11 protein-coding genes and 1 tRNA gene are annotated in these 14,331 nt (G+C 50.3%); 4 read left to right on the top strand and 8 right to left on the bottom strand.

Features of this window, described 5'->3' with window-relative positions; genetic code table 11:
• Window positions 1-140: 140 nt before the first annotated feature.
• From clpP to ACO0LI_RS18250, 5 genes are all read right to left on the bottom strand, one after another.
• Window positions 141-767 carry an ATP-dependent Clp endopeptidase proteolytic subunit ClpP gene (gene clpP / locus ACO0LI_RS18270; RefSeq protein WP_162040873.1) on the bottom strand — a complete coding sequence of 209 codons (627 nt, stop codon included), beginning with the start codon at window positions 765-767 and terminating at the stop codon, window positions 141-143.
• 17 nt (window positions 768-784) lie between these two features.
• The gene (gene tig / locus ACO0LI_RS18265) at window positions 785-2,134 is read right to left on the bottom strand and encodes a trigger factor (RefSeq protein WP_422952149.1); all 1,350 of its coding nucleotides are present in this window, start codon (window positions 2,132-2,134) and stop codon (window positions 785-787) included.
• Between the two features lie 28 nt (window positions 2,135-2,162).
• A tRNA-Leu gene (locus tag ACO0LI_RS18260) sits at window positions 2,163-2,249 on the bottom strand.
• 316 nt (window positions 2,250-2,565) lie between these two features.
• Window positions 2,566-5,664: an efflux RND transporter permease subunit gene (locus ACO0LI_RS18255; protein ID WP_423034321.1), complete on the bottom strand. Its 3,099-nt coding sequence runs from the start codon at window positions 5,662-5,664 to the stop codon at window positions 2,566-2,568.
• Window positions 5,661-6,872: an efflux RND transporter periplasmic adaptor subunit gene (locus ACO0LI_RS18250; RefSeq protein ID WP_423034319.1), complete on the bottom strand. Its 1,212-nt coding sequence runs from the start codon at window positions 6,870-6,872 to the stop codon at window positions 5,661-5,663. The genes ACO0LI_RS18255 and ACO0LI_RS18250 overlap by 4 nt, the downstream gene beginning before the upstream one ends.
• A 209-nt stretch (window positions 6,873-7,081) precedes the next feature.
• On the opposite strand from ACO0LI_RS18250, the gene hpnC reads away from it, so the two are divergent.
• Entirely contained in the window at window positions 7,082-7,891 is an 810-nt protein-coding gene (gene hpnC, locus ACO0LI_RS18245) for a squalene synthase HpnC (RefSeq protein WP_423034317.1), read from the top strand.
• A 359-nt stretch (window positions 7,892-8,250) separates the two neighbouring features.
• Here hpnC and ACO0LI_RS18240 read toward each other — a convergent pair whose 3' ends face one another.
• Window positions 8,251-8,493: a hypothetical protein gene (locus ACO0LI_RS18240; protein WP_423034315.1), complete on the bottom strand. Its 243-nt coding sequence runs from the start codon at window positions 8,491-8,493 to the stop codon at window positions 8,251-8,253.
• A gap of 9 nt (window positions 8,494-8,502) precedes the next feature.
• On the opposite strand from ACO0LI_RS18240, the gene ACO0LI_RS18235 reads away from it, so the two are divergent.
• A complete protein-coding gene (locus tag ACO0LI_RS18235) occupies window positions 8,503-9,207 on the top strand; it encodes a M24 family metallopeptidase (RefSeq protein WP_422952154.1) in 705 nt (234 codons plus the stop codon).
• Window positions 9,208-9,309: 102 nt separating this feature from the next.
• Here ACO0LI_RS18235 and ACO0LI_RS18230 read toward each other — a convergent pair whose 3' ends face one another.
• Window positions 9,310-10,158 carry a hypothetical protein gene (locus tag ACO0LI_RS18230; protein WP_422952155.1) on the bottom strand — a complete coding sequence of 283 codons (849 nt, stop codon included), beginning with the start codon at window positions 10,156-10,158 and terminating at the stop codon, window positions 9,310-9,312.
• Window positions 10,159-10,575: 417 nt separating this feature from the next.
• Here ACO0LI_RS18230 and hpnD point away from each other — a divergent pair, with 417 nt between their 5' ends.
• Both hpnD and hpnE read left to right on the top strand, forming a co-directional pair.
• Window positions 10,576-11,409, top strand: a complete 834-nt coding sequence (gene hpnD / locus ACO0LI_RS18225) for a presqualene diphosphate synthase HpnD (protein ID WP_423034313.1) — start codon at window positions 10,576-10,578, stop codon at window positions 11,407-11,409.
• The gene (gene hpnE / locus ACO0LI_RS18220; RefSeq protein ID WP_423034311.1) at window positions 11,402-12,772 is read left to right on the top strand and encodes a hydroxysqualene dehydroxylase HpnE; all 1,371 of its coding nucleotides are present in this window, start codon (window positions 11,402-11,404) and stop codon (window positions 12,770-12,772) included. The genes hpnD and hpnE overlap by 8 nt, the downstream gene beginning before the upstream one ends.
• On the opposite strand, the gene radA is transcribed toward hpnE, so the two are convergent.
• The gene (radA, locus tag ACO0LI_RS18215) at window positions 12,769-14,154 is read right to left on the bottom strand and encodes a DNA repair protein RadA (RefSeq protein WP_422952159.1); all 1,386 of its coding nucleotides are present in this window, start codon (window positions 14,152-14,154) and stop codon (window positions 12,769-12,771) included. The genes hpnE and radA overlap by 4 nt on opposite strands.
• Window positions 14,155-14,331 lie beyond the last annotated feature (177 nt).

The following is a 14,331-nucleotide window of genomic DNA, read 5'->3' as shown; positions in this document are numbered from 1 at the left end:
TTACCTGCAAAAACGTCTTTCGTCATGACATCAATATGCAACAATGGGAAGCAAAGAGACATTATAGAACAGAATAAAAAAACGCCCGAACCGTCATGGAACAGGCGTTTTTCTTTTGATAAGCAATGTGCTTGGAGGATTTAAGCGCGATGGGCCAGCACCTTATCGATCAAACCATATTCCGCAGCAGCATCTGCTGACATGAAATTATCACGGTCTGTATCTTTGGCAATTTGCTCCAGGCTGCGGCCAGTTTTTTCAGCCAGTATGCCATTCAGGCGCTCACGCAAATACAAGATTTCACGCGCCTGGATTTCAATATCAGATGCCTGACCTTGAGCACCGCCCAGAGGTTGATGAATCATGATACGGGAATTTGGCAAGGAGAAACGCTTGCCCTTGGCACCTGCCGCCAGCAAAAAGGCACCCATGGATGCCGCCATACCGGTACACAGGGTAGATACGTCAGGCTTGATGAACTCCATGGTGTCAAAGATGGCCATACCAGCAGATACCGAACCACCAGGGGAGTTGATGTAAAGTGAAATATCCTTGTCAGGATTTTCACTTTCCAGGAACAGCAACTGTGCAACAACAAGATTGGCAGTCTGATCATTGACCGGACCCACCAGGAAAATCACACGCTCCTTGAGCAAGCGTGAGTAGATGTCGTATGAACGCTCACCCCTGCCGCTTTGCTCAATCACCATAGGCACCATGCCCAGCATGTTTGTGTCCAGTGCCGAATTACGGATGATGCCTGTCATGTGTTTTCCTTTATTTGTTACGCTTGTGCGTTGTTACCCATCAATTCGTCGAAAGGCAGAACTTTGTCTGTAACTTTCGCTTTACCCAGCACATAGTTAACGACGTTTTCTTCTAATACAAGGGCTTCAACTTCAGCCAGACGGTTGCGGTCGCTGAAATAATATTTAACGACTTGCTGCGGGTCTTCATAGCTTTGAGCAAAATCTTCAACTTGCGCTTTGATTTGTTCAGTTGTTGCTTGCAGATTGTTTGCCTTGACCAGTTCAGCCAGGATCAGACCCAGGCGAACGCGACGCTCAGCTTGTGCATTGAACAAGTCTGTAGGGAAAGGCACGTCTTTGACGTTCATGCCGCGTTGCGCCATGTCTTGACGTGTCATTTCTGCCAAACGTTCGCTGTCTTGCGTTACCAAAGTTTTAGGTACGTCAAATTCAACAACCTTGACCAATGCGTCCATGACGCTTTCTTTAGTCTTGGATTTAACACGGCCGCGTACTTCGCGTTCCAGATTGTCCTTGATATCTGCGCGCATTTTGACCAGGTCGCCATCTTCCACGCCCAGCATTTTGGCAAACTCGGAATCTACTTCAGGCATATGCGCCCATTCCAGTTTTGTCAAAGTGATCGTGAATTCTGCAGTTTTACCTGCGACATCCTTGCCATGATAGTCTTCAGGGAAAGCCAGTGGGAAAGTCTTGGACTCGCCAACTTTCAGACCGATAGTTGCTGTTTCGAACTCAGGCAACATGCGGCCTTCACCCAATACGAAGGCGAAACCATCAGCTTTGCCGCCAGCAAATTCGACGCCGTCGATTTTGCCTACGAAATCTACTGTAGCGCGGTCGCCATTTTGTGCGGATTGATCTGCACCGCCGTCACCGTGCGCGCCCTGCTCCCCTTTAACGTGGAAATGCACGCGTTGCTTGCGCAGGATATCGATGGTTTTATCGATTTCGGCATCAGTTACGTCAGACTTGACTTGCTCAACTTCAGCAACAGTCAAGTCACCAACGGTGATTTCTGGATACACTTCAAAAGTTGCATCGAATGCCAAGCTGCCTTCAGCCACGTCTGATCCAGACTTTGGCTCTATGCTTGGGTAACCAGCAACACGCAATTTGTTTTCATTTGCAGCAGCAGCAAAAGCCTGGCCGACTTTGTCGTTCAGCACTTCTGTTTCTACTTGATAGCCATATTGCGCAGCTACCATTTTCATAGGTACTTTACCAGGACGGAAACCAGGCGCTTTTGCTGTGCGTGCGCGCTGTTTCAAACGCTTTTCAACTTCCGATTGCACATCAGCGACCGGGAAGGAAATCGTCAAACGGCGTTCCAATTTATCTAAAGTTTCGACTGCAGTTGCCATGAAAATCGTCCAAATAGTAAAAATTCTGTGGTGCGAGGAGGGGGACTCGAACCCCCACACCATTGCTGGCGTCAGGACCTAAACCTGGTGCGTCTACCAATTTCGCCATCCTCGCGGGATGTATGTTTATGTTCACCGGCGCAATGCCGCCACACGTTCTGCACGGCCGTCACAAAAGCAAAGGGCGACCCGAAATTCAAGCGTCGCCCAAAACTGATGTATGTGGCATTACAACTCCAGCCCGATATTCTACTGGATTTTACCGGCATGTGCCTTATTTTTTTAAATACAAGCCCAATACAGCGGCGGAAACGCCATAAAAGGCTATAAAACACTATATAAGGGCAGTATTGCTAGGCATTTCCAGCAATTCCACCTCTGTCAGCATAGCTAACCTGACAGGGGTGGAACCCAAAAATACCGCAAATACTCTAAATACTGGTCTTCTTGACCCTGAACCATGCCGCATACAAAGCTGGCAAGAACAGCAAGGTCAGAGCAGTCGCAATAATCAAACCACCCATGATAGCGACCGCCATCGGACCCCAGAACACGGAACGGGACAAAGGTATCATCGCCAGCACTGCCGCTGCTGCCGTCAGGATGATAGGACGGAAGCGGCGTACGGCCGATTCCACAATCGCATCCCATGGTGCAGCGCCCTCACCTATATCGTGCTCGATCTGGTCAATCAAGATCACCGAATTACGGATGATCATACCGAACAGGGCAATCACACCAAGTTGCGCGACGAAGCCGAATGGACGTTGCAATATCAACAAAGCCATCGCCGCCCCCGCCACACCCAGAGGGCCCGTCAGGAATACCAGCAAGGATCTGGAGAAACTATGCAACTGCAACATCAGCAAAGTAAAGATGATGAAAATCACAAATGGAACATTGGCTGCAATCGATTCCTGCGCCTTGCCACTATCCGCTGCTGCACCTGCCAACTCTATCTTGTAACCTGGCAAGAGGCTGGCCCTGATCTGATCCAGTTTTGGTGATACCTGGCTTGATACTGTCGGACCCTGTATGCCATCAACCACGTCAGACTGCACCGTCACCGCCCACTCACGGCCTTCCCGCCAGACCACACCCGGCTCCCATACCAGATTGATACGGGCGACCTGAGACAAAGGCACAAATTTGCCACTGCCGGTTGGTACATTAGCATTACCCAATGCCTCTATCGTAGAACGCTCATCGACTGGCTGACGCACGACAATATCAATCAGTTTATTACCATCACGGAACTGACCAACGGTAGTACCCGTCAGTATGGTATTCGCAGCACGCATGACAGCTTGCGATGTAATACCCAGGGCACGCAATTTATCCTGATCCAGATCAATACGCACTACCTTGACTGACTCGTTCCAGTTGTCATTCACACCCACCGTATTTGGGTTAGCACGCATGACTTCTTTGACACGATCTGCAATTTCCCTGACCTTGTTCACTTCCAGACCTGTGACACGGAACTGCACCGGATAAGGAACTGGTGGGCCGTTAGGCAAGAGCTTCACACGACCACGCACCTCAGGAAAATCTTTCTTGAAGGCTTCGATAATTTTCAAACGCAATGCGGAACGTGCTTTCAAATCCTTAGGCAAGACCACGATCTGCGACACGTTGGTTTGCGGGAAAATCTGATCCAACGGCAAATAGAAACGAGGACTACCCGTACCGACATAGCTGGTCACGCTTTCCACCCCTTCCTGCTTTTGCATGAAGGCTTCAAACTTCTTGGCTTGCGCTTCTGTTGCCTGGAAGGACGAGCCTTCTGGCAACCACAACTCCACCATCAATTCAGGGCGACTGGAGTCAGGGAAGAATTGCTGCTCAATGAACTTGAATCCATATACACCCAACATGAACACGCCAAGCGTAATGACTATCGTCGTCTTGCGCCAGGTCACGCACCAATTCACCAGCGCACGGAAACGCGAGTAAAACGGTGTGTCAAAGATCTCATGCTCACTACCACCGCCACCTGCATGTGGTTTGACCTTCAACAGCAGATAACCCAGATAAGGCGTAAAAATAACCGCAGCCAGCCATGAGATCAGCAAAGCCAGGGCATTTACCGAGAACATTGAGAAGGTATACTCACCCGCTGCAGATTTTGCCAGACCGATAGGCAAGAAACCTGCCGCCGTAATCAGCGTACCCGTCAACATCGGCATGGCCGTAGAAGTATAGGCAAAGGTTGCAGCATCAAAGCGCGAGAAACCTTCTTCCATCTTCCTGACCATCATTTCAACCGCGATAATCGCATCATCGACCAGCAAACCCAGGGCAATGATCAGAGCACCCAGCGATATCTTGTGTAAATCGATATCAAAGATGCGCATGAACAAGAAGGTAATTGCCAATACCAACGGTATCGTCAAACCAACCACCAGGCCAGGCCAGATATCTAGGCGGAAAGGTTTTGTATGCAAACCCAAGGCCAGGAAGCTGACTGCAAGAACAATGACGACGGCTTCTATCAGCGTGCGGATAAATTCACCAACGGAAGACTTCACGGCGTCCGGCTGATTGGTCACCTGCTCCAGCGTAATACCTACTGGCAGTTTTGCCTTGATTTCAGCAACATCAACTTGCAAGTGTTTGCCCAACTCAATGATATTGCCGCCCTTTTCCATGGAAATACCCAGGCCGACAACTTCTTTGCCGTTGAAACGCATCTTGTCTTGCGGTGGGTTCTTGTACTCACGTTTGACCGTGGCAAAATCACCAAGGCGAAAAGTCGTGCCATTGGCGCGCAACTGCAAATTCTCCAGCTCTTTCACCGTCATCAGCGCGCCAGAAATACGGACTTGCAGATTGTCTGTGGAGGTCGTTAACACACCGGTAGCTTCAACACCATTTTGCGAATTGATTTGCCCTACGATGGCATCAAAAGGCACGCCCAGTTGTGAGAATTTCTTTTGCGAGAATTCAATATTGATTTTCTCGTCCTGCACACCAAACAGTTCAACCTTGGATACAGAAGGGATACGCAAAAATTGCTGACGCACGAAGTCGGCATATTCCTTAACCTCTTCATACTTGAAACCATCGCCAGACAAGGCAAAGATGGAGCCGTAGGTATCGCCGAATTCATCATTGAAGAAGGGACCTACGACACCCGGCGGCAAAGTCCCGCGTATATCGCTGATCTTTTTACGCACCTGATACCAGGATTGCGCCGTATCTTTAGGCGGCGTCGATTCGCGCAATTGCAGGATGATTAAAGTTTCGCCTGGTTTGGAGTAGCTGCGTATCTTGTCTATATAAGGCGTTTCCTGCAGCTTTTTTTCCAGCTTGTCAGTCACCTGATCAGCCATTTGCAAAGCGGTGGCACCTGGCCAGATAGCCCGCACCACCATGGCACGGAAAGTAAACGGCGGATCTTCATCCTGCCCCAGTTTGCCATAGCTTAGTATGCCACCCAGCAAAAGCACGACCATCAGATAGCGCGTCAGCGGAATATGCTCCAGCGCCCATCTGGATAAATTGAAACCACGTGAAGAATCACTCATTTGGCCGCTCCTGCGGCTGCCGCTGGTGCTGCCGGGGTGGCAGACGCTGCATCACTGGCCGCTGCCACAGACTTGGCCGGGGCTGGAGCAGTTTCCACACCGAGTATGGTCACTTTCTGACCATTTTTGAGCAGGTTGGCACCCGCCGTCACCACTACCTGACCTGGCTTGACACCACCAGCCAGCAAGGCTTCTTCGCCAGAAGAACCGGCTACCTGAACCGGCACCAGCCTGACCACGCCAGACTCAACCACCCAGACTGAAGAAGCATTCTTTTCCTGGAACAAGGCAGTCAAAGGCACTTTGATTGCGCTATTCGGATTTTTCGCATTAAAGCTGACATAGGCCGTCATGCCCAGTTGCACATCTTTGTTATCACCAGCAAGGCTGACCTTGGCAGTATAAGTGCGGGTGACAGGGTCAGCCATAGGTGACAATTCACGCAATTTGCCAGGTATGGTTTGGCCCGGGTTGGCCCACAAACGTACGTTGACATCCGTCAGTTGACGGATAGAATTGACCTTGTCTTCTGGTACACCTACGATAACATCCATGGCCCCCAATTGGGCTACACGCACGACCGGTGTACCCGCTGCAACCACCTGCCCTACCTCGGCATCAATACCAGTTACCACGCCATCAACATCAGCCACCAGGCTGGTATAAGAAGACTGGTTGGACTGGTTTTTATAAGCTGCCAGAGCCTGTTCATAAGTTGATTGCGCCGATTTGTAGGCTACTTCTTTGCCATCCAGTACGGCAGCGGCCACAAAATTCTTGGAGCGCAACTCCTGATAACGCTTCAATTCAGCCTTGGCCAGATCACGGTTACTCTCAGCCGCCGTCAAGCCCGCCTTGGCCTGAACCTGTGCCAGCGCCAGGTCCTGAGGGTCAAGCTGCATCAATACCTGGCCACGCTTGACCAGGGTACCTGCATCTACTTTGCGGGCAACTATTTTGCCCGGCACGCGAAAACCCAGGCGCGACTCTATGCGTGGACGCACTTCACCGGTCAGCTCGGCATTAATATCTATATTGCTGCTCGCCAGGGTAATGGTTCTGACCGGGCGTATGTCTTCGGTTTTCTCGGCAGGTTTGGAGCAAGCCAGCAAAAGTGTTGCAGAAGCAAGAATGAAGGCGAATTGGGCAGCGCGCCTTCCAGCAAACTGCCTCGCTTGAGGATGGATGGTAGTTTCTGGTGTTAACACAGGAGTTTTCCTTTACTATGCTGGCTTTCCGGGCCGGAACAAAACGGGCAAAAATAACAATGCGATTTTATTAATATTTAATATTGACTGCGTGCTACTATCAAGTAACTGACTTTACGGTTAGTAATTATAGTTAAGCATCTTGTTTTTGCCAATGACTTTTCGGTCATTAAGACTTTTCATGGAATTTAGCTCAATAAATGTCGCAAATGTCAGTTAACCATTACGAAAACTTCCCTGTTGCCTCCCTCTTGCTTCCTGCCCGCTTAAGGCCAGCGGTCAAGGTCATCTATGCTTTTGCCCGCAGTGCCGACGACATTGCCGATGAGGGAGATGACAGCCCGGAGCAAAGGCTGGCGCAACTGGCAGAATATGAACGCGAACTCGATAACATAGAGAAAAATAGTAGCAGCGAATCACAACTATTCAAGGCACTGGCTGAGGTAATACGTGAATATAAACTGCCTTTGCAAAGCTTTCGCGATTTGCTGTCGGCATTCAAACAGGATGTTGTCACTACCAGATATACAGACTTTACCGGACTGCTGGATTATTGCGCCCGCTCGGCAAATCCGGTCGGCACACTGATGCTGTACCTTTATGAACAGGCCAGTACTGAGAATTTGCGCGATTCAGATGCCATCTGCAGTGCACTGCAACTGATCAATTTTTGGCAGGATGTCGCCATTGACTGGCAAAAACAAAGAATTTACCTGCCGCTGGATGACTTGAGCCGGTTTGGCATAGGAGAACAGCAAATTGCCAGTGGCATGCAAAATGAAGACTGGCGCAATATGATGCGCTTTCAGGTGGCACGCGCCAGGAATATGATGCAATCAGGCAGCGGCCTGGCAAAGCGCCTGCCCGGCAGACTGGGATGGGAATTGCGCCTGGTAGTACAGGGCGGTTTGCGCATACTGGAAAAAATTGAAGCGGCGAATTACAACGTATTTCAGCACAGGCCCAAATTGACCAAGACCGACTGGATCAGGCTGGCATGGCGGGCAACACGTATGTGAGGTAGGTTTGTGAGGTAGGTATGTGAGACATGTGAGACATGTGAGGCATGTAAAACTGAACGCGAAGTCCGGCTGATACAAATCAATACAGATCAATATAGATCAATCGCCTCACCTGGCAAACGTTTGCCCGCACCCGCTGTGTCTGCAAATTGCAGCAACATGTAAATCATTATTGTTTTTGACCAATAGCAATAGGAGATACGTGGGATTGAACTTAAAATCAATCTACCAATCACACCAACAGCAAACCCATGGCGACTCTTTCATGAGCAAGCGGGTCTGCACAGGATTCTGGAGTTTGAATGCGAACTTGTATAACTTGTATATATCGATGTGTTTTCCTACTATCTTTATTGTCACTCAACGGCTGCACCGTCATTGCGATTGCTGATGCGGCTGTCTCGACTACCGTTAAAGTCGGCAGTGCCGTCGTTGGCACCGCAGTAGATGTCACGCGCGCTGGCGTAAGGGCAGTCACCAGCGATAGTGATGACAGCAGTGGGGACAATCAGGACGGCGATAGCGGCAATACCGACAACGAATCCTCCAGCAAGCACCATAAATAATAGATAAGCTTCCGCATTTTGTACGATAGCCAACTCAATATCATGCCCACAGCATTGCAAATTGCCAAGCACAGGGAAATACAGGCAGCTGCCAAGACGGTACTTGCACGTCTGGCTGGCATGATCACTGCTGAAGACACAGAACAAAGCATCGCCGACAAGGCCTATTCCATGTTGTGCGAATCAGGTTACTCCAAAACCTGGTACCACCAATGCCCTGCCCTCGTGTTGCTAGGGTCACGCAGTTGCGTTTCCATCTCTGGCAGCGACTATCAACCCGGCAAGGAAACCGTTGGCAAAGCCAACCTGATTACCGTGGATTTGAGTCCGGTCCATGATGAATATTGGGGTGATTGCGCGCGCTCCTTCCCGGTTGAAAATGGCAGAGTGACGCACACACCGCAATTGCTGGAGTTTCGCAACGGGCTTTGCTTCCAACAGCACCTGCATGCGCAAATGCTGGAAACCGTGACACCCAAAACCACTTTTGGCCAGTTATTTGACTGGGCCAATTTACGAATACGGCAAAATGGCTTCGTGAATCTCGATTACCGCAACAATGTCGGGCACAGCATCGTCACAGACCGCGACCAGCGCCAATACATCCATTCTGATAACAGCCAGGAGTTGGGAGAAGTCGCCTTTTTCAGCTTTGAACCCTTCATACGCCTGAAAGGCGGCAAATGGGGCTTCAAGCATGAAGGGATTTTCTACTTCAATGAGCAGGGCAAGCTGGAAGAAATATAAAAGCGAAGGGAGCTTGCATGCCTATGCAACTGGCCTTGCAAGTAAAAAAGCTGGACAGATGTTAATCTGCCCAGCTTTTTCATTTATATCAACTACCTGCTATCAAGTCTTGGCGCAATCTACCACTGCATTTCTTGAGGCAGCAGGATTAGACGCATCGACCACACCAGTACCATTAGTGACCTTGCAAGTCTGACCGGTAGCCTGGGTATCAACCGTGATATTGAATGGCTTGCCACTCAACCAGCTCCAGTTAAACTGATAATTACCTGGTGCACTGACGGCAAATTTATCAGCAAAACCATCTACTGTATTCACCATGGTCAACACGGTGCCTGCTGTCAGGCCATTGACGGTAAATTGAACTGGCACGGCAGGTACACAAGACACCAGGGCCGTCAGCGAAGCTGCAGGATTTGCGTTATTGACCGTGCCTGTGCCATTGGCGACTGTACAGTATTGAGATGCGGGCGGGATACCTACAGTCACTGCAAACGGCTGGCCGCTAACACCATAAGATGCAAACTGAAAGCTGCCATTGGCCGTCACCGTAGTAGTTGCCAACAAATTATTGAGCAATACCATGGAGCTATTGTCAGCCATGCCAGAAACCGTACCACCCACTGGCACATTCGGCACACAGGTTACGGCGATGTTCTTGACTGCTGAATCACTGGACATCTTGCCTGTGCCATTGACAACCGTGCAGTTCACAGAATTTGGCTGGGTCAGCACAGTGATGGAGTAAGCACCATTGCTGGCAACATTGAATGAGAAAGTACCATCTGCCGTCAGCGTCTGGGTGTAATTGGCTTCATTGCGCAAAACCAGAACATCACCAGTACCCAGACCAGTGACATTACCGCCAACTGTCGTATATACAAAGCCACCACATCCAGCGAGGACTATGCCTGCGCCAACGATCAATGCTGCAAATTTCGATTTATTCAAGATATTCGTCCGAATGAGTAATTATTTTCAATGCCGCGCCGATTTTCCATGGCGCTCTATCGCTCTATAACGCGCCGCCTATTATACGTTTAGTCCCGGATAAGAAAGCAGTTCTTCGTTTTCATTACAATATGTTACGATAAAACAGACTAATCCCGGCATCAAAATACACTTCTTATACAAAACCCATGGCTTTGCCTATCCAGCAAAAAAACGGCCTTAGCCCATCTACTGACTCACTTTATTAATAATAATTTCATATTTCTACTGTAAACTGCGTAGAAATCATCCTTACTGGCCACACAATAAAGCGCAAGAGATTTGTGAGCTTTGCCACAGTTTGTTAACATAGCTACTTTTTTGGCTTTATTTTTGGCCTTAATTTTGGCTTTAGCCGCCACTTCTTACTCATTCAGCATGTCTCCAGACGAATATTGCCAGCAAAAAGCTGCACAAAGTGGCTCCAGTTTTTACTATAGTTTCCTGTTTTTGCCCCAGGCCAGAAGGCGGGCAATCACCGCCCTGTATGCATTTTGCCGCGAAGTCGATGATGTTGTGGATGAAAGCACTGACGATATGGTGGCCCGCAGCAAACTGGGCTGGTGGCGCAAGGAAGTGCAGGCGATGCTGGCGAATCAGCCTACACATCCGGTGACCAAGGCTTTGCTGCCGCACATGGCAGACTATCAGCTGGATGGAGCACACATGCTGGCGATTATCGATGGTATGGAAATGGATTTGAACCAGACCCGCTACCTCGACTTCAATGCGCTGCAAAAATATTGCTGGCATGTTGCTGGCGTCGTCGGCATTTTATCAGCCAGTATTTTCGGCATCACCAATCCGCAAACCCGTGAGTTTGCTGAGAAACTGGGCTTGGCTTTTCAGATGACTAATATCATCCGCGACGTCGGTGAAGATGCACGCAAAGGCAGGATTTACCTGCCCGTCAATGAGCTACAGCAATTCAATGTCACTGCAGCCGATATTCTGAATGCCCGCCATAGCACGCAATTTGAAACCCTGATGCAGTTCCAGTATGAGCGCGCACAAAAGCTGTACGAAGAAGCCTTTGCCCTGCTTCCGCCGGAAGACCGCAAGGCGCAAAGAACTGGCCTGATCATGGCGGCAATTTATCGCGCCCTGTTGGTGGAAATACAGCGTGACGGTTTCCATGTACTTAATCAGCGCATCTCGCTGACACCGATACGCAAACTCTGGCTGGCCTGGAAAACCTACGTCCGTGGCTAAAAAAGAGGCGCTGAAAAACAAGTCAGTCGCCGTCATCGGTGCTGGCTGGGCTGGTTGCGCGGCTGCCTGTGAACTGGTACAACAAGGTGCTACTGTCACATTATTCGAATCCAGCCGCAATCTGGGTGGACGTGCGCGTGGTGTCACCGTGCACGGGCAAGAACTGGATAATGGCCAGCATATTTTGCTGGGCGCCTATACCCAGAGTCTGCGTCTGATGCGACTGCTTGGTGTTGATACTGAAACAGCACTATTGAATTTGCCGCTGCAAATGGTCTATCCCGCGCTGGAAGACGGCATGTCATTCATTGCCCCTCGCTTGCCCGCCCCGCTACACTTATTAATCGCACTGATTAAATCCAGCGGCCTCAGTTTTGCCGACAAAATGGCGCTGGCAAGATTTTCATCCACCGCACGCTGGATGGGCTGGCGTCTGAATGAAGATTGCAGCGTCCTAGAATTACTGGAGCGTTTTGACCAGACACCGCGGCTATGTCGTTTGATGTGGATACCACTCTGCATCGCTGCCCTGAATACTCCACCTGAACGCGCCTCGGCCCAGGTATTTTTAAATGTCCTGCGCGATAGTCTGGGAGCAAAACGCGCAGCATCCGACATGCTGATACCTCGGCTGAATCTGAGCAGCGTCTTCCCTGAAAAAGCGGCTGCCTACGTTCGTGTTCAAGGCGGACAAGTTTTGCCGGCACATACCGCAACTGGCCTTATGCAAAATGAAGATGGCAAATGGCAAATTGAACTGAAGCAGGCAGAAGCACAACTGCCGCTCTATGATGCAGTCATACTTGCCTGCGATTTTGCCAATGCAGACAGACTATTAGCCACATTGCCAGTCAAAGATCAGGCAACAGCCTTGCCAGCTATGACTTACGAGCCCATCACTACCTGTTATCTGCAATATGCATCAAACGTGAGGCTGCCACGCCCCATGCTGGCACTGCTTGACGATGTGGGTCAGAAAAAATGGGGACAATATGTATTTGACCGTGGTCAGCTACAGCCCGATCAGGCGGGCTTGCTGGCAGTGGTCGTGAGTGTTTCGCAAACTGCCACAGAAATTGACAGGCATGAACTGGCAATGGATATTGCCACACAACTGGCGCAGAGTCTGGGCATGCCAGAACTCGCGCAGCCCATCTGGCATCAATGCATCTCGGAAAAGCGCGCTACCTTTAGTTGCGCACCTGGTTTGAACCGGCCAGACAATCACACTGCTTACACTGGCTTGTATCTGGCAGGCGACTATACCAAAGGCGACTACCCTGCCACGCTGGAAGGTGCAGTACGCAGTGGCATAGCAGCCAGCCAGGCTATCGCCAAAGATTTGAAAGCGTCAAAAATCTAATCCGGGATTTCACTATCCACATCGCGAATTCTGGACAGGGCCTCTTCTATCCTATCGACCCCTATGATGGTCAGGCCTTCGATTTTTTGCTTGGGTGCATTTGATTTGGGGATCATGGCGATGGAAAAGCCCAGCTTGGCCGCTTCGCGCAAGCGCTCCTGCCCGCGTGGCGCTGGGCGTATCTCACCCGCCAGCCCAACCTCACCAAATACCACCAATCCACGGGGTAAAGGTTTATTGCGCATGGAAGAGTTAATCGCCAGCAGCACAGCCAGATCGGCGGCAGGCTCGGCAATTTTGACACCGCCCACTGCATTGATAAAGACATCCTGATCAAAAGCCGCCACACCGGCATGCCTGTGCAGCACTGCCAGCAGCATGGCCAGGCGGTTTTGCTCCAGACCTACCGACAAACGGCGTGCATTCGGCGCATGTGAACTGTCAACCAGCGCCTGTATCTCTACCAGCAAGGGCCGCGTGCCTTCTTGCGTAACCATGACGCAAGAGCCGGCGACCTGGGTATCATGTTGCGACAGGAACAAGGCCGAAGGATTGGACACCCCTTTCAAACCTTTTTCCGTCATGGCAAACACACCAAGCTCGTTGACGGCACCAAAACGGTTCTTGATGGCCCGCACCAGGCGGAAGCTGGAATGAGTGTCGCCCTCAAAATACAAGACCGTATCAACGATATGCTCAAGCACCCTTGGCCCGGCCAGTGCACCTTCTTTAGTAACATGACCGACCAGTATCATGGTGATGTCCATGGTCTTGGCAACACGCGTCAGCTGGGCCGCACATTCGCGTACCTGGGCAACCGAGCCTGGCGCAGAGCTCAGGGCATCGGAATACATGGTCTGGATAGAATCAATGACCACGACCTGTGGCTTATGTTCAGCAAGGGTATTGAGAATTTTTTCCAGTTGTATCTCAGCCTGTAATTGCAAGTCCTTGGCGTCCAGCGACAAGCGTTTGGCGCGCAGGGCGATTTGAGCGCCCGACTCTTCACCACTCACATACAAGACCTTTTTCTTTTGAGCCAAGTTAGCCAGCGCCTGCAACAGCAAGGTGGATTTACCTATACCAGGGTCACCACCTATCAGCACAACGCCGCCAGCAACCAACCCGCCACCGAGCACGCGGTCAAATTCATCGATATCAGTACCAAAACGCGGCACATCCAGCGCCTCAATTTCTGCCAGGTTCAGCACAGGTGCAGATTGCGCCAGCCCCTGGGGTTTAGCACTAAAACGGTTGCCAACTGATTCAACGATGGTTTCGACCAGGGTGTTCCATTGGCCGCAAGCCGGGCATTGCCCCGCCCACTTATTAACAATACCACCACACTCAGTACAGGTAAAATTGGTTTTTGCTTTTGCCATCGTCAGACCTGAAGAAATTTTAAAAACATGCAGCAGCGCAAACTGCATGCATACCAGCCATAAAAACACTGATATTTTAACCAGTATTCAGTAATTAGCTTGCCTTATTTCACTAATTCCGCACAATTTTCATGGTATAAAGCTGCCAGTGACATTTTGTAGCAGGTAGACATAGAG

Origin of the sequence: Undibacterium sp. Tian12W, from assembly GCF_049339405.1 — a bacterium.
Taxonomy (GTDB): Bacteria; Pseudomonadota; Gammaproteobacteria; order Burkholderiales; family Burkholderiaceae_D; genus Undibacterium.
The sequence above is the reverse complement of the archived record's forward strand: the minus strand, read 5'-3'. Positions and strand labels throughout refer to the sequence as shown.